15 protein-coding genes are annotated in these 16,059 nt (G+C 40.7%); 2 read left to right on the top strand and 13 right to left on the bottom strand.

Translation table 11 applies throughout. The features are described from left to right. Nucleotides 1-30: 30 nt before the first annotated feature. The 13 genes from der to HL290_RS11310 all read right to left on the bottom strand — a co-directional run bounded on the left by der (nucleotide 31) and on the right by HL290_RS11310 (nucleotide 13,915). Nucleotides 31-1,440 carry a ribosome biogenesis GTPase Der gene (der, locus tag HL290_RS11370; RefSeq protein ID WP_004641121.1) on the bottom strand — a complete coding sequence of 470 codons (1,410 nt, stop codon included), beginning with the start codon at nucleotides 1,438-1,440 and terminating at the stop codon, nucleotides 31-33. A 187-nt stretch (nucleotides 1,441-1,627) separates the two neighbouring features. Continuing rightward, nucleotides 1,628-2,773 carry an outer membrane protein assembly factor BamB gene (gene bamB, locus HL290_RS11365; RefSeq protein ID WP_198496507.1) on the bottom strand — a complete coding sequence of 382 codons (1,146 nt, stop codon included), beginning with the start codon at nucleotides 2,771-2,773 and terminating at the stop codon, nucleotides 1,628-1,630. After that, a complete protein-coding gene (locus HL290_RS11360) occupies nucleotides 2,773-3,471 on the bottom strand; it encodes a YfgM family protein (protein WP_004641116.1) in 699 nt (232 codons plus the stop codon). Before HL290_RS11360 ends, bamB begins: the two co-directional genes overlap by 1 nt. A 28-nt stretch (nucleotides 3,472-3,499) precedes the next feature. After that, the gene (gene hisS / locus HL290_RS11355; RefSeq protein WP_017388395.1) at nucleotides 3,500-4,792 is read right to left on the bottom strand and encodes a histidine--tRNA ligase; all 1,293 of its coding nucleotides are present in this window, start codon (nucleotides 4,790-4,792) and stop codon (nucleotides 3,500-3,502) included. Further along, nucleotides 4,789-5,904: a flavodoxin-dependent (E)-4-hydroxy-3-methylbut-2-enyl-diphosphate synthase gene (ispG, locus tag HL290_RS11350; protein WP_004641112.1), complete on the bottom strand. Its 1,116-nt coding sequence runs from the start codon at nucleotides 5,902-5,904 to the stop codon at nucleotides 4,789-4,791. Before ispG ends, hisS begins: the two co-directional genes overlap by 4 nt. A gap of 21 nt (nucleotides 5,905-5,925) precedes the next feature. After that, nucleotides 5,926-6,717 carry a helix-turn-helix domain-containing protein gene (locus tag HL290_RS11345; RefSeq protein ID WP_132070888.1) on the bottom strand — a complete coding sequence of 264 codons (792 nt, stop codon included), beginning with the start codon at nucleotides 6,715-6,717 and terminating at the stop codon, nucleotides 5,926-5,928. After that, nucleotides 6,708-7,508, bottom strand: a complete 801-nt coding sequence (gene pilW, locus HL290_RS11340; RefSeq protein ID WP_198496506.1) for a type IV pilus biogenesis/stability protein PilW — start codon at nucleotides 7,506-7,508, stop codon at nucleotides 6,708-6,710. The genes HL290_RS11345 and pilW overlap by 10 nt, the downstream gene beginning before the upstream one ends. 14 nt (nucleotides 7,509-7,522) lie before the next feature. Next, on the bottom strand, nucleotides 7,523-8,758 hold the full coding sequence (gene rlmN / locus HL290_RS11335) for a 23S rRNA (adenine(2503)-C(2))-methyltransferase RlmN (RefSeq protein ID WP_198496505.1): 1,236 nt from the start codon (nucleotides 8,756-8,758) through the stop codon (nucleotides 7,523-7,525). 123 nt (nucleotides 8,759-8,881) lie between these two features. After that, nucleotides 8,882-9,313 (bottom strand): nucleoside-diphosphate kinase, encoded by a 432-nt coding sequence (gene ndk, locus HL290_RS11330; RefSeq protein ID WP_003654870.1) that lies wholly within the window; start codon nucleotides 9,311-9,313, stop codon nucleotides 8,882-8,884. Between the two features lie 114 nt (nucleotides 9,314-9,427). After that, the gene (iscX, locus tag HL290_RS11325; protein ID WP_003654869.1) at nucleotides 9,428-9,628 is read right to left on the bottom strand and encodes a Fe-S cluster assembly protein IscX; all 201 of its coding nucleotides are present in this window, start codon (nucleotides 9,626-9,628) and stop codon (nucleotides 9,428-9,430) included. Nucleotides 9,629-9,727: 99 nt separating this feature from the next. Next, nucleotides 9,728-10,279 (bottom strand): phosphatase PAP2 family protein, encoded by a 552-nt coding sequence (locus HL290_RS11320; RefSeq protein WP_003654868.1) that lies wholly within the window; start codon nucleotides 10,277-10,279, stop codon nucleotides 9,728-9,730. Nucleotides 10,280-10,303: 24 nt separating this feature from the next. After that, nucleotides 10,304-11,593: a glycosyltransferase family 4 protein gene (locus tag HL290_RS11315; RefSeq protein WP_198079072.1), complete on the bottom strand. Its 1,290-nt coding sequence runs from the start codon at nucleotides 11,591-11,593 to the stop codon at nucleotides 10,304-10,306. Between the two features lie 138 nt (nucleotides 11,594-11,731). Beyond that, the gene (locus tag HL290_RS11310; RefSeq protein ID WP_198496504.1) at nucleotides 11,732-13,915 is read right to left on the bottom strand and encodes a carboxy terminal-processing peptidase; all 2,184 of its coding nucleotides are present in this window, start codon (nucleotides 13,913-13,915) and stop codon (nucleotides 11,732-11,734) included. Nucleotides 13,916-14,107: 192 nt separating this feature from the next. Between HL290_RS11310 and nagZ the strand changes: the two genes are divergently transcribed. Next, nucleotides 14,108-15,127: a beta-N-acetylhexosaminidase gene (nagZ, locus tag HL290_RS11305; protein WP_198496503.1), complete on the top strand. Its 1,020-nt coding sequence runs from the start codon at nucleotides 14,108-14,110 to the stop codon at nucleotides 15,125-15,127. Between the two features lie 80 nt (nucleotides 15,128-15,207). Then, nucleotides 15,208-16,050 carry a class I SAM-dependent methyltransferase gene (locus HL290_RS11300; RefSeq protein ID WP_198496502.1) on the top strand — a complete coding sequence of 281 codons (843 nt, stop codon included), beginning with the start codon at nucleotides 15,208-15,210 and terminating at the stop codon, nucleotides 16,048-16,050. Nucleotides 16,051-16,059 lie beyond the last annotated feature (9 nt).

Raw genomic sequence — 16,059 nt, 5'->3', positions numbered from 1 at the left:
AAGACTTTGGGTTTTTGAACTTTAAAAAGCTTAACGTTTAAACTTTTTCTCAGCTTTTTTGAATTTCTGTACATAACGACGTTTACGTGCCGCAACACGCTCATCCACTTGTGACTTACGTCCTTCAAATGGGTTTTCCGAAGTTTTAAAATCGACACGTACTGGCGTTCCTTCCAGTTTGTAAACTTTGCGGAACACATTCTCAAGGTAACGGCGATAATCCGCTGGGGTTTTGTCGACCTTATTACCGTGAATTACGATCGTTGGTGGATTTTGTCCACCCATATGCGCATAACGCATTTTAATACGCTTACCACCAATCATTGGTGGTTGATGCGCTTCAGTCGCATCATTTAAAATTTGGGTTAATTTCGCAGGAGAAACTTTTAAATGCGATGAATCATAAGCACGATGGATGGTTGGGTACATTTCCCCTACGCCAGTGCCATGCAATGCCGAGATTAAATGGACTTTCGCCCAAGGAATGAAGTCAAAACGACGATCAACATCCAACTTACACTGTTTACGATCGTATTCGGTCATGTTGTCCCATTTGTTAATGGCGATCACCATGGCACGACCAGCTTCAAGTGCATAACCAATCAAATGTAAATCTTGTTCAACTACGCCTTCACGAGCATCCAACACCACCACAATCACATGTGCATCTTTAATGGCTTGTAGTGTTTTCACGATTGAGAATTTCTCAATCATTTCATCAACTTTACCTTTACGACGCACACCCGCTGTATCAATTAATGTGTACTGACGACCATCACGTTCAAATGGGATATAAATAGAGTCGCGAGTTGTACCAGGTTGGTCAAATGCCACTACACGGTCTTCACCAAGCAATCGATTGACCAAAGTCGATTTACCCACATTTGGACGACCAATAATCGCTAAACGCAAACCTGTTGCTTTGTCATGCTCTTCTGGATTTTCATCTTCAGGTATGTCTACTAAGACATCCTCAAGCATTTGCTGTACACCACGTCCATGGCTGGCAGCAACTTGTAAGGGTTCACCCATACCAAGTTTGTAGAACTCAACCAACGCAGCTTCTGCATGAACACCATCAACTTTATTGGCAACCAAGTAAACTTTTTTACCCAAAGTACGCAGTTCACGGGCAATTTGCTCGTCCGAAGCCAATAAGCCAGCACGCGCATCAACCACAAAAATAATGATATCTGCTTCATTGATCGCTGTTTTTGACTGCTCAGCCATGTAGTTATCAATACCGCCTTCATTTTCACCAATACCGCCAGTATCAACAACAATGAAAGACTTATTCTGATAAGTCGCATCACCATATTTACGGTCACGAGTCAGGCCCGCGAAGTCGGCTACAAGTGCATCACGACTCTTGGTAATCTGGTTAAATAACGTTGATTTTCCGACATTCGGACGACCAATGAGCGCAATAACGGGTTTCATACAATAACCTTAATTCAAGACCAGCCATATCTCATGGCATGAGCATTAAAAACAGTACAGGAGATATATTTTAAGGTCAGAGATGACCATAATAAAAGACGGGGCTTTGAACTGATTTAATTCAAACACCCCGATATTTTTAACAGCGTAATTTGTTAAGCGCTTATTTTAGCACAAGCGAACGAAATTAACGATTCTGCCAAATACTTAAATCACCTTTTCTGGTCGAAACATAAAGTTGGTTCTCGATAACACGTAATGTATTAACTTCACCACTTGTTTTTGAACGACCAATTAATTTACCTGTTGCGGGTTCAACAAGATGTAATACACCATCTAAATCGCCAACAACAAGATCTTGTCCTAGCACAACTGGATTACTTAAATGACGGTTTAACAAACTATCATTTTCCCAGATTTTTTCGCCAGAAGCTAAATCGTAAGCTGTTAACTTACCATCTGTTGAAGAGACAAATACTTTGTTGTCATAAACTTCTGGACGTTTAGTACTGCTCGAATCTTCACTCCAAACTACACGTTGAGAAGCAAGATCGGTAACAGTCACTTGACCTTGGAAACTGGTCGTTACCATAAACTGTCCAGCTACAGTAGGATCACCTTCGATATCAATTAAACGTTGAATATCAGAACGACCTTCGCTTACTGCAACACGACGTTGGAAACGTGGAATACCACTAATTGTATCAATTGCATAAACATAAGCATTCGCAGATGCAATTAATACAGTACGAGGATCAAGACTCACTGGTGATGCCTGACCACGTAAACTAAATTGGACATTTGGTAATTTATAAGCCCAAACTTGTTGGCCCGAAGTAGCATCATGCGCAAATACTGTACCATCATTAGCAATGGTAATAACGCGTCCAGATTGAACCAATGACGGGCTTAACAATGCGCCCGATAACTGTGCAGTCCACTTCTGTTCACCTGTTGCTTGATCTAGTACAAAGAGTTGCCCTTTACTATTACCAACAACAACAATTCCTTCAGCAGCTTCAACACCAGAGCTCAAGCCTAATTTGCTGACTTTCTTCTCCCAAATGCGTTGTTTACCACGATATGCAGCTACTTCGCCTTTTGGATCAAGCGTGAAAACCACACCATCGCTTGCATCAAGTTGCAAACGTAATGGATCAGCCTTATCAGTAGAAGAAACACTACGCGAAAACACTGGCGTTAAGGTCTTTTTCGACTCGGTCAATTTCGGTAGAGGATTAGGTTTAACTTCTTTTACTTTATTACTCGAACATCCCACCAGTACAGCCGATGCGATTGCAATTGCCAAAGGCAGTTTGAATTTCTGATTCATTAAGACTCTTCCACCTGTGTTTCCAAAATTGGGCGCTCAATCTGTGGATCTTCAACTAAAACGCCAACACTTTCGAGTTTAATTTGTAAAATTTGTCGCTCTTGTTTACGTTCTAGTAACGAATTCCAGGCTGCCTGATACGCTTTTTTAGCAGAATCAACATCTTTCTTAGCAACAAAGATATCACCACGTAACTCTTCTACTGTTGCTTTAAATGCAGGATCGACGTTACCAGACAAGGTTTTTAGTGCTTCATCATATTTGTTTTGCGCTAATTGTGCATCTGCTAAACGCAATTTTACAACCTGAATCAAACCTTCATCTTTTACTTTTGAATTTTCAACTTTTTTTAATGCTTTTTCGGCAGCAGCATAGTCCTGTTTTTCATAGGCTAATTTTGCCAATACAAACTGAGTCTGTATTGCCTGAACAGAGTCGATATCATCTTTTACAATTTTATCTGCCGACGCAGTTACCGAACTTAAGGCATTAGGATTATCGGCACTTGCATTTGCCTCATCCATTAACTGCTGTACTTTTGCAGTTTCTACTTGGCTAGTTGCCAGATTCTTTTTTTGCCAGTATGTCCACCCAAAAAAGGCAATCAACGCAATGAGAATTCCGCTAATCATGGCAGAACCATATTTTTTGGCGAACGACTTTAAGCTGTCGAATTGTTCTTCATCACTTACGCTCATGTGATTGTCCTTTTCCAGATGTTTCAGTTTATTTTGTAAATTTTTGGATTAAAAATGGTACGAGGTCAGCAATTGCTACTTGTGACTGTTCAGCTGTTGCTAGTTCTTTTACTGCAAGCTGCTGTGCATCCCACTCTCGTTCCCCTAAAATCAAAGCAAAGATTGCTCCAGCCTGATCAGCTTTTTTCATCTGGCTTTTCATGCTGCCTTGCGAACCTGTTTTGATTCGAATACTGCTATTTGCAGCTTCTAACTGGTCACGTAATTGTTCCGCTAAAATCAAAGCTTTGGTTTGATAAGCAGGCTCTGCAACCAAAAAGACTTCACAATCACGAATAACTTCGGCCTGTTCAACTTGCTCAAGTAGAAGCAATAAACGCTCCATACCCATCGCAAAACCAACTGCTGGTACAGATTGATCTGGCTTACCCTTTAACTGACCAACTAAACCGTCGTAGCGTCCACCAGCACATACTGTACCTTGTGAACCAAGTGCCGTAGTCGTCCATTCAAAAACAGTCTTGTTGTAATAATCCAGACCACGCACTAACTTCTGGTTAATTACAAACTGGATACCAGCAGCAGTCAAATAATCTTGTAACTGCTTAAAATGATCCAAACTATCTTCTTTTAAGAAATCATGCAATTTCGGTGCATTTTCCAGAATTTTCTGGGTAGATTCAATTTTAGAATCTAAAATGCGTAACGGGTTTGTTGTTAAGCGACGCTGAGAATCTTCATCCAACGCATCTTTATGCTCGTTTAAAAAAGCAACCAATGCATTGCGGTATTCAGTACGCTCATCAGCCTCACCTAAAGTATTCAACTCAAGTTGAACCTTATCGGCAACACCCATACGTTTCCATAAACGTGCTGTCAACAAAATCAATTCGGCATCAATATCAGGTGTTGCTACGCCAAAAGTTTCCACGCCAAACTGGTGAAACTGACGGTAACGGCCTTTTTGTGGCTTTTCATAACGGAACATAGGTCCCATATACCACACACGCGGTGTAGCACCACGCAACAAATTATGTTCGAGCATCGCACGAACACAACCTGCCGTACCCTCTGGACGTAAGGTTAATGACTCAGGTGGATTACCTTTGTCAAAAAAGGTATACATTTCTTTTTCAACAATATCGGTTGCATCACCAATAGTACGTTTAAACAATCCCGTTTGTTCAATAATCGGCAAACGAATTTGTTGATATCCATAAGCATCCATTAAAGATGCTAAATATTGCTCGAGACGTCTCCACGCTACTGTTTGCGTTGGCAAGACGTCATTAAAACCTTTGATTGCGACTATTGAACTCATGATGAACTACGAATAATTTCTTTAGATTTAGCTTCTTCAAGCTCTTGGACACGTTGACGAACCATTGTTTCGATTTCATCAACCAATTGATCGGTATCGATTAAATGGCTTTTTTCACCATTACGATAAACCAGTGAGCGAGGCGCCGCCCCGACAACCCCGATATCGGCTTCTTTTGCTTCACCCGGGCCATTTACCTTACAACCAATCACTGACACATCCATTGGAGTACGAATATCTTCTAAACGTTCCTCCAAAGCTTGCATCACTTGAATAACGTTAAATTCTTGGCGAGAACAACTCGGACAAGCAATAAAGTTAATCCCGTTAGAACGAAGTCCCAATGATTTTAAGATATCAAAACCAATCTTGATTTCATCTTCTGGTTCGGCAGCAAGCGAAATACGCATCGTATCGCCAATACCTTCCATCAATAATCCGCCAAGGGCAATCGCTGATTTCACAGTACCAGTACGGTAAATACCGGCTTCAGTTACACCAAGATGTAATGGATTATCGATTTGTTTTGAAAGTAAACGATAAGCATCCATTGTTAAAAATACATTAGATGCTTTTACACTGACTTTAAATTCATGAAAATTGAGTCGATCTAAAATATCAATATGGCGTAATGCAGACTCAAGCAGTGCTTCACCTGTAGGCTCGCCATATTTTTTTTGTAAATCTTTTTCTAGAGAACCACCATTGACGCCAATACGCATTGAAATGCCATGATGACGTGCAGCAGCAACGACTTCACGAACTTTCTGGTCGGACCCGATATTCCCCGGATTAATGCGTAAACAGTCTGCACCATAATCTGCAACTGCTAAGGCAATTCTATGGTCAAAATGAATATCGGCAACTAATGGTACTGAAACGCGCTTACGAATTGCGCCAAATGCTTCAGCAGCCTCCATAGATGGGACCGAAACACGCATAATATCAGCACCTGCTTCAGCGCAACGTTCAATCTGAGCAACGGTTGCATCAACATCGCAAGTTTCAGTGTTTGTCATACTTTGCACGCTAATAGGTGCATCGCCACCGACATACACCGACCCAACACGGATTTTACGCGTTGGTCGACGTTTAATTGGGTTCTCTATCATTGTATCGCTCAACTCATGGTATTAGCGGGATAAACGGAATTCAGCTTTACCGTTTACCGTATATGGAGACAATGAAATCTGTTCTTGGTTTAAACTTAATGACACAGCAGTTGCATCATCAAGACGAATCTGAAATGGAGACTCACCATTTAAATTTAAAGTTGATGACTGACGACCTGTCGCCAAAACTTTACCTGTTGCATCAACAATATGAACAGAAGTTGGTCGGTTAAAGTTTAGCACCAATTGATCACCCACTGTTGAGGTGGCATTTCCTTTCATAGGTAAAACTTCAACATTAGATTGATTTACTTTAGGTAAATCAGCATCTTCTTTCTTTGAAGTCCATTTTTGAATACCCATAACAATCAATGACACAACAGCAACAACCAAAATTGCAAGCAGTGCGCGCTTTAACCATTTCTTATTACGGTCACTATTAGAACCTGGGAGTTTACCCATGATTTTAATTGGTGAGTTATTTAAGGCATGATTTGGTAAAAGCCCAGTATCATTTGCATAAATCTCATCAAAACGCTGAATAATTGCCGTCGCATCTGTATTTAGATATTTTGCATATGAACGGTAATAACCCTTGATAAAAGTCGCTTCTGGCAATGACTTATAATCATCTTGCTCTAAAGCGGTTAGAGTTTTGACCGGCATGTTTAGATCTGAAGAAACTTGCCCTAACTCTTTATTCTGAGCAACTCGAATTTGACGTAAATACTCACCAGGACGTTGAATATTTCCTAAAGCAGAAGTCGGTAAGCTTGAGCCAGTTGGCTGCTGTGAATTAGGATTTATTTCCATACGGCCTCAGTACTATACTGTAATTGCAAATAACGTTGATATTCTGGACTTTCTGGGAACAAGGCACGTAATTGGTTTACTAACACTTGCATTCCCATTTTATCCGCATTGGCTCGAGCCACTCTTACACCAATCCAAAGTGCTCTTGCACCCTGATTTTTCTGCCCCACTGTACGAACATATTGCTCATACATTTGTGTAGCAGCCGGAATCTGCTGCTGCAAATAAAAAATTTCCGCTAACTCTAACATTGAAATATAAGAGTCGCGGTTAGCAAGGAGTGATTGCTTGAATGTTTTTTCAGCATTCGCAACATCACCCAATTTTAAATAAATACGCCCCAGATTTTCTAACGCCTGATAGCGTTGGTCATAACCTAATGTTGTACCAGCAATACGAAATTGCTCGATCGCATCATTATAGCGTTCCATTTGGTATAAATAAGTACCATAGTTATTATGTGCTTGAGCATTATCTGGTTCAGATGAAATTGCTCGTTTAAAATAATGTTCTGCTTTTTCTAAGTTCGACTTACTACCTTCTTGCTGTAGTAAAATACCCATCATCATATTTGCCGTTGCATCACGGCTATCTACACTTAAGGCTTGATCAAGAGCTCGCTTTGCCGAATCCAAGTCACCTGAACGGATATGTTCAGCAGCAAGTTGTGTACGCACCTTTACCGCTTTTTCTGGGTCTTTTTTTTGCGTATGCGTTGTCTGGCAACCACTTGCCAAAAGCGCAACTGCTACTCCCATACAAAATACCGTTTTTAACTTTGGAGTACTCAAAGCCTGCCCTCAATTTATCCTTGTGTCCGCAAAATCTCTTGACGCTGTGTGACTTTGTTCTGCCACTGTTCAGCACGACGAGTTCTATCAGCCACTTGACCGACTAACTGTCCACATGCAGCATCAATATCATCACCACGTGTTTGACGAATCGTACACACAAATCCAGCATCAGACAAAGTTTTTTGGAACGAGATAATTCGATTTCGGCTTGAGCGACCATATGGCGCATGCGGGAACGGATTAAATGGAATTAAATTAATTTTACTTGGTAAGTTTTTTAATAATTTAATCATTTGCTGTGCATGTTCAGGGTGATCATTTACGCCCTCTAACATCACATATTCAATAGTCACATGTTTACGCGAACTTTCATTACCATCTTTGGCAATATAACGCTGACATGCTGCAATTAACTGAGCCAATGGATATTTTTTATTAATTGGTACTAATTCGTTACGTAATTCATCGTTTGGTGCATGTAAAGAAATTGCTAAAGCAACATCAATGTCTTTTGCAAGTTGGTCAATTTTTGGTACAACACCTGACGTTGATAAAGTCACACGGCGTTTTGACATGCCATAGGCAAAGTCATCAAGCATAATCTGCATGGAGCTTAATACGGCATCATAGTTGAGCAATGGCTCACCCATACCCATCATCACGACATTAGTCACTGAACGCTCGCGCTCGGCAACGGGCACTTCTTCCATATAAGAATAGTTTGCCATCCAGAGTTGTCCAATGATTTCATCTGGCGTTAAATCACGTTGGAAACCTTGTTTACCTGTTGAACAAAATGAACAGTCCAATGCACAACCTACTTGTGAGGAAATACACAAAGTTTTGCGCAAGCCTGTTTTATCTTCAGCAGGAATTAATACAGTTTCAACCAAAGATCCTGCACCATCACCCACGCGAAAAACCCACTTACGTGTGCCATCTTTTGAATAATGACGGTGAACAACTTCAGGCGCCTTGATTTCACAAATCTGTTCAAGCTTCTCACGTAATTTGCCTGAAATATTGGTCATTTCAGCAAAATCAGTAATGAAGTATTGATGCATCCATTTCATGACTTGTCCGGCACGAAACTTTTTCTCACCAATGTCTTCAAAGAATTTTTCTAATTCAGTACGAGACATGCCGAGTAAATTCACTTTATTTTCGGCAGCAGGGATTACCAGCGTGGACGAAGATTGCTGCTGTCCATCAAGATTTTCAGATGAAACGACCTCTGCAGAACTCATGTGTATTTACCTAAACCATGTCAAAAAACTGAAGATATTGTTCAAGAATCAAACAATATTCTCTTGAGAGAATAAAAAAACCAGATAAGTAGTATACCACTTATCTGGTTTGAATGCTTTCGATTAACGAGTGCGTGGGCAGATCTCGTTGTCAGCAAAGAAGTAAGCAATTTCACGCTCTGCAGAAGCAACTGAGTCAGAACCGTGAGCAGCGTTTTCGTCGATGCTTACAGCAAAGTCAGCACGGATAGTGCCAGGAGCTGCTTCTTTAGGGTTTGTAGCGCCTAAGATTTCACGGTGTGCAAGAACTGCATTTTCGCCTTCAAGAACAGATACTACAACTGGACCAGAAGTCATGAATGCAACTAAGTCACCAAAGAAACCACGTTCTTTATGCTCAGCATAGAAACCTTCAGCATCAGCTTGAGAAAGGTGTTTCATTTTAGTCGCAACAATTTTTAAACCCGCTTTTTCAAAACGAGCAAAAATATCACCGATGTGGTTTTTAGACACAGCATCAGGTTTTACGATAGACAAAGTACGTTCAATAGCCATGAGTGGCTCCTTTATTTTAAGATTTAAACTTTAAAAAATTTGCCGCATTATACCGATGTCATAGGCAATAATCAGCTTTGAATGTGTAAAAGTTGCGATTTTTTCTACTGTTTTTTAGCGAACTTCGTCTATCCAGGCCATTTGGATCCCTTCTAGCAATCCTTCTGTCGATTTATTTGGGTCATCATTAAAATCTGGTAAAGCACATACCCATGCATGTAAATCAGTAAAACGAATCCATTGCGGATCAACTTCTGGATGTGCTTCTGACAATTCAATGGCAATATCAATTGTATCTGTCCAACGTAAGCCCATAGCGGCTCCTATCTGTTTAATCTGCTAAATCACGAACTGTGTACTTTAGCAAATCCACAAACCTAATCGTTAGCTTAAGCTGATAAAAATTACCGATGCTTATAAAGCGATATTCAATAAAGGTGCAGCAAAAATAATCAAACTTGCCACAGCGGCGCCAATTAAAGCCCCTACAATCACATCACTTGGGTAGTGAAGACCAAGCACCATACGAGACAATGCCACAAGCACCATGAAAGGAAACATCGCCGCAAGCAGGACTGGCTGGATATAGCCCAAGACAATTGTCACCATCACGGCATGAAGCGTATGGCCAGATGGAAAGCTGAAATGATCGAGTGGTCTTTCACCGAGCACAATCACCTGATGTACTTGATAAGGACGAGGTCGCGTTGTTTTATGTTTTAAGAATTTATAGATTGCCGTCCCAACAGAACCACCTAATAACAAGTAGATGATTTGCAGGCTATAGGTGATGCCTTGCATTCCCCATACGATTGCCAGCATTAAATACCAAAATGGACCATCACCTACACGACTGATGATTTTAAAAAAAAGGGCAACACGTTGTGAATGAGAGAAATTGTTTAGATATAAACAGCCTCTCAAATCTAAATCGAGTATTTTTATTTTTGCATTCTTAAATTTCATGGTCATTCTCCTATTTTAGGATACTTAGGTGAAGTCCACAGAGGGCTCCTTCACTACCTGATAAAATGCCTGCTCCAATTGCTGAACCGGAAGTTGCCAACCGCTTTGCTGTACTTTATGACAGGCTTGTACGCCCATTTCTCTAAGTTGTTGTACTGAAGGAAGCTGATAAATTTGTTGTATAAAGTGGCTTTTTTGTCCAAGTGGGCTTAACCAGCCATTCACACCATGTGTTAAGTATTGATGTGCACATGCATAATCATACGCGATAACTGGCAAACCGCTTGCCATTGCCTCTAAAACTACGTTACCAAACGTTTCAACTTGACTCGCAAATACGAATACATCTGCACTCGCATAGGCAGCCGCCAAATCTTGACCTCTCAGACTTCCGGTAAAGATAACGCCCTTCGCTTCAGGCAATGACTTTAAGCGAGCAAAATCTGGGCCATCTCCCACAATAACTAACTTAGTTTTATGTGGCTGAACAGTTTGTAAGTTGGCATAACTTTCAATGAGCACTTGCACTTCTTTTTCAGGCGACAAACGTCCCACATAAAGCATAACGCGAGTATTCTCATCAGCATCCCATTGCTTTCGCAAATTTTCAGAGCGATGTCTCGGTGAAAATCTCGTCGTATCTACGCCACGCCCAACAACAACCAGTGGACACGTAATACCGAAGCCTCGTAATGCTTCTTGTGTATCTTTACTCGGCACACAGGTCACTTGAGTATTGTTGTGAAACCAGCACAGGTATTTTTGAATCGGTTTTACTAAAAAAGCCAAATCAAAGAATCGGCTAAAATCTTGAAAGGGTGAATGAAAGCCGCTAGAAACCGGAATAGCTTTTGCTTTTGCAGCCTGCATGGCAGTTAAACCTAAAGGACCTTCTGTCACAATGTGGACTACATCTGGCACAAACTTTTCAAAAGCTTTCGATACTTTTAAATATTGTGGCCAGCCAAACTGTAAAGTCGGATATTTTGGAATCGCTTGCGACATGACCAGACATTCTTGCTCTGGTGTAAAGTCATGGCATTTTGCTTTTTGTTCTGGGCGAATCAATAAAATCTTATGCCCCTGCTTTTGTAAGCCTTGGCATAACTGTAATAATGAAAGTGCCACACCATTAATTTCAGGTGGCCATGTTTCTGTAACAATCGCAATTTTTAAACGCGGGCGAACCAACTCATGTAGTGAGTGAGTATTAGACAACTGCTGCTTTTGTTTAAAATAGAATTGGAAGCTTTCAGGAAGTTGCTGTTGTTTTAATAGTGCTGTCGCGTATGAGCTTTGCATAGCGCCATCCATCAATGTATTTATTTTCATGCTTAAAGATTAAGCAGTTTTTTTGACACTTTGATGATAAATGCATGACAGTTTACTGACATGAAAAATAAAAAAAGCACACTGATGACAGTATGCTTTTCTCTTAAAGCTTAATAACGCTTAGCGATTTTGCAATTTTGCATAATCCATAAGTACATTTGCAGCTTCAGTCACAAAAGTTTCTTCTTCTGGCAATGCAGGACGTTGTGAAGCCTTCATTTTAGCGCGAGATTCAGCTAGAGCATCTAATGAAGCTTGATAGCTTTCCCAGTTTGCAAAAGGTTTTTGACCACTTGCTGCACGGCGTTCATTTTCTGCATCTAGAGTTTGTTTCTCTAAACCAAGTAATTCTGCACGGCGCTTATCAATATCAAGTACGACTTGCTTTTGCTCACTTGTTACCTTGGCAATTGCAGTACGTTTATTCAAATATTTAAATTGAGGATCAGCACTTACACGTTGTTCAGAAAATTGAGACAACTTTGTGACATAAGGTTGAACAGAACCTTCACGTTTAAATGGCGCTGTAGGAATGGTGTCCCACTTCAACGCATTCTTCGATTTACGTTCACCAAACTCTTCGTTATAGATATCGACAAGTTTAATGTCTGGCACTACACCTTTATTTTGTGTACTACCACCGGTAATACGGTAGAACTTACGCTGAGTTAAAGTCGCTTGACCGTATGCCAGAGTATCAAGTTGTACCTGAGCTGTACCCTTACCAGTTGTTGTACTACCAATAATAATACCGCGCTCATAGTCTTGGATTGCAGCAGAGTAAATCTCACTCGCTGACGCAGATGCCAAGTTCACCATTACAGCAAGAGGGCCAGTGTAAATTTGTTGACCACCATCGTTATCTTCAAAAACACTTACGTTGCCATTACCATCACGAATTTGGACAACTGGACCAGATTTAATCACTTGACCCAACATACGTGCAACTTCTTCTAATGAACCACCTGGGTCATTACGTAAGTCAATAATAATACCTTCTACTTTCTTCGCTTTTAAGGCTTCAAAAGCATTTGCAGTATCTTCCGAAACTGAACGGTACTGTTGACCAGCACGACGTGAACGATAGTCAAAATAGAAAGAAGGTATTTCGATTACACCCAATACGTGCTTTTTACCATCACGTGTCACTTCAACTGTGCGTGAACGAACACCAGCATCTTCTTCTTGAATGACATCACGCACCAAAGTCACATTACGTGCTTGACTCATTGATGCACCAGCACCAAGAAGTTTTAATGTTACTTTCGTTCCGCGTTTACCACGAATAAGCCCAACAATTTCAGAACTTGACCAACCAACCACATCAATCATTTTCTCGCCTTCTTGGGCGACACCAACGATTCGATCTCCTGATTTCACTTGACCAGACTTACTAGCAGGACCGCCTTCTACAATGGTTTCAATCTTGGTGTAATCTTCATTGCCACGCTCTGGACGAATCGACACCCCAATGCCTTCTAGTTGCAAGGTCGTTTGGCGATTAAGTTCTATCGCATCAATTGGCGGGTAATAGTTACTATGTGGATCATAGGTCGCCAACATGGCATTTAATGTTTTGTCCAACACATCATCGCTTTTCACACGACTAATTCTTTCAAGCTGACGTGTATAACGTTTAGTTAAGGTCTGAGCTGGCGTTAAATCTTCTGGGCCAGTTAAGTCTTGACCATCAGCAAGTGAAGGGTTTTCTTTAAGCGCTTTTTGCTTAGCCTGCTCTTCTTCACGACTAATGGTTAAGTTGATTAACTGCGAAACCAGCATTTTACGCCAGTGGTTTTGTTGCTCAGCTGTCGTTTTAAAATACGGTGCTTTTTCACGATCAACTTCAATATAGCTATTTGGCTGTTTTAAATTTTGCTGTTGTTTCAACTCAGCCAACATGAACTCATAAAATTGTTTTAAGCGTTCACGATATTGCTGATGAATTGCAAATGGACCTGTTAAGTTCCCCGCTTTTAATGAAGCACCAAAATTTGAACCATATAGTTTTTTATAATTTTGAACTTCAGAGTCTAAAAATAGTGAGTGATCTGGGTCAAGACTATCTAAATACATATCAAGAATACGATTTGATGTTGTCGCATCCAGACGCATATTCAAATAATGTTGGCGATCAACTAAAGTTGCCAGTTGGCGGGCTACCAAAGCCTGCTCTTGCGTTGGCTGGATCGATTGAGAAACCACAGCAGTATTCGTTGCTGCTCTCGCTTCATTCATCGTATGAGAGAAGAATAAACCGCCAGTCGCGATCGCTACTGCACAAGCTATAGTTTGAAGTTTCATAAATTTTTAATACTTCCTTGGGTGTTCCTATCTTACATGCTCTGTTTTCGATATGAACTAAGCAGATTCAAAATCTTAACCAACTAAATTGTTTATACCGTGTAGTTTTATCATATTCTATACTGACAAAATGTAGCAAAACATTGCAAAATTCGCTTATTGTTTTTCAATCAAAATTCAAATGGAACCAATATGATTGGCGCATTGATGCTGGATATCGCCGGCACAGAACTTACTCAAGAAGATATTGAACTATTACGCGCTCCGCAAGTCGGTGGCATGATTTTATTTGCACGAAATATTGAATCTCCGCAACAAGTCCGTGCTTTAACAGACCACATGCGTCAAATTCGTCCAGATATTTTAATTGCTGTCGACCAAGAAGGTGGTCGAGTTCAGCGCCTAAGATCTGGTTTCACCTTATTACCGGCCATGGGCCGTTTTGGTGAACTCTATATTACCCAACATCAAAAAGCACTTGAGCTAGCTGAACAGTGTGGTTGGCTCATGGCAACCGAAGTCCTTGCAGTCGGCATCGATTTTAGTTTTGCACCAGTTTTAGACCTTAATGCAATTAGTGATGTCATTGGTGACCGAGGTTTCTCTAAAAATATTGAGGATATCGCACCTCTTGCTGGCGCATTTATGCAAGGCATGAAAAAAGCAGGAATGGCAAATACGGGCAAGCACTTCCCTGGCCACGGTTCAGTAAAAGCAGACTCTCATGTCGCAGCTGCAATTGACAGCCGTAGCTATGACGAAATCTATAATCATGACATGCAAAGTTTTATCAAGCTCATGCCTCAGCTTGATGCACTCATGCCAGCACATGTGATTTATGATCAGATTGACCCAAATCCAGCTGGTTTTTCACCTTTTTGGATTCAAGAAGTTCTACGCAACCGTTTGAAGTTTGATGGTGTACTTTTCTCTGACGACTTAAGTATGCAGGCCGCATGTGTAGCAGGTGGTGCAGATGCACGTATTCAAGCCGCGCTTTCTGCGGGTTGTGATATGGGACTTGTGTGTAATGACCGTGATGCTGCATGCACAGCACTAGAAGGTATCGAAAAACTTGCTCTGCCAAACCAAGAACGCTTAGAACGTATGCGCGGTCAAATTCCACAAATTCAGATTGGTGAAACCTTATCGCTAGGAGATGAGTGGCAAGCTGTCAAAACAGCCATTGAAGAGTTTAAAAATTCGTTTTAAATTGACTTAAGCACATATTTGACTGATGGTTCAAATCATCAGTCAAATCACACAAAAACAATAAACCGAGTTCAGGACGAATGACACAACAACTTTCTAAACACCGCCATATTTCTTTTACTGCACACTATACCGGCTATATCTGGTACCAAATGGGGATCTCTCACGAAGCACTTGCTACAACTAAAGGCAAATCACTGGCGTATTTGGTTCACCCGATAGAATCTTGGGCCGAGAAATATGTGGGTGGCAGCATGCGCACCACGCTCAAACAACGCCATACCATGCTTGACCATCATTTAGAGAAGTTAATTCAAGAAAATCCTGATCTACAAGTCTTAGAAATAGCATGTGGCCTGTCCCCTCGCGGATGGTGGTTTAGACAGCATTACCCTTCAATTACCTATCGGGAGCTTGATTTACCCGATATGGCACAAACCAAACAAAATGCACTTCAGCAAATTGAACAAAATGCGCCTGAAATTTTATCGGTTGATTTATTTACAGAAGCTTTTGCACAAGCATTTGAAGTGTTTGACCCGAACCGCCCATTGGTTGTAATTAGTGAAGGTTTAATTAACTATTTTGATAAAGATTTATTAAAACAACTCATTCAATCGATCGCTCACTACGGTGCTGCTTTTAAAACGTTCCATTATTTAACGGATCTGTACCCTGAACCAATTAAAAACAAACTGGCGACCCTGATCTGGAACAGTAGTAAGCTACTTAAATTAATGTCCCGCAGCTCTTTTAGTTTTCATTTTAAAAGTCCTCAAGAAGTACAGGATTTTTTTAAAGGTGCGGGGTTTCAACATGCCACAGTTGAACAGCCACAAATATTTTTTGGGCAAGTTCATTCCGATGATCATGAGCAACATTTAGGTGATCTTGTCTGGATAATCCATAGCCAAACAAAATAATAAGCATAA

Source organism: Acinetobacter sp. AC1-2, assembly GCF_016124155.1.
Lineage (GTDB): Bacteria > Pseudomonadota > Gammaproteobacteria > Pseudomonadales > Moraxellaceae > Acinetobacter > Acinetobacter calcoaceticus.
This window is presented reverse-complemented; position numbering and strand designations above follow the sequence as displayed.

Coding starts and splice junctions, on each gene's coding strand:
- rlmN (WP_198496505.1), bottom strand. CDS start 8,758: ATGAGTTCTGCAGAGGTCGTTTCATCTGAAAATCTTGATGGACAGCAG.
- der (WP_004641121.1), bottom strand. CDS start 1,440: ATGAAACCCGTTATTGCGCTCATTGGTCGTCCGAATGTCGGAAAATCA.
- hisS (WP_017388395.1), bottom strand. CDS start 4,792: ATGAGTTCAATAGTCGCAATCAAAGGTTTTAATGACGTCTTGCCAACG.
- ispG (WP_004641112.1), bottom strand. CDS start 5,904: ATGATAGAGAACCCAATTAAACGTCGACCAACGCGTAAAATCCGTGTT.
- HL290_RS11315 (WP_198079072.1), bottom strand. CDS start 11,593: ATGGATGGCGCTATGCAAAGCTCATACGCGACAGCACTATTAAAACAA.
- HL290_RS11320 (WP_003654868.1), bottom strand. CDS start 10,279: ATGAAATTTAAGAATGCAAAAATAAAAATACTCGATTTAGATTTGAGA.
- HL290_RS11360 (WP_004641116.1), bottom strand. CDS start 3,471: ATGAGCGTAAGTGATGAAGAACAATTCGACAGCTTAAAGTCGTTCGCC.
- HL290_RS11345 (WP_132070888.1), bottom strand. CDS start 6,717: ATGGAAATAAATCCTAATTCACAGCAGCCAACTGGCTCAAGCTTACCG.
- HL290_RS11300 (WP_198496502.1), top strand. CDS start 15,208: ATGACACAACAACTTTCTAAACACCGCCATATTTCTTTTACTGCACAC.
- iscX (WP_003654869.1), bottom strand. CDS start 9,628: ATGGGCTTACGTTGGACAGATACAATTGATATTGCCATTGAATTGTCA.
- bamB (WP_198496507.1), bottom strand. CDS start 2,773: ATGAATCAGAAATTCAAACTGCCTTTGGCAATTGCAATCGCATCGGCT.
- nagZ (WP_198496503.1), top strand. CDS start 14,108: ATGATTGGCGCATTGATGCTGGATATCGCCGGCACAGAACTTACTCAA.
- ndk (WP_003654870.1), bottom strand. CDS start 9,313: ATGGCTATTGAACGTACTTTGTCTATCGTAAAACCTGATGCTGTGTCT.
- HL290_RS11310 (WP_198496504.1), bottom strand. CDS start 13,915: ATGAAACTTCAAACTATAGCTTGTGCAGTAGCGATCGCGACTGGCGGT.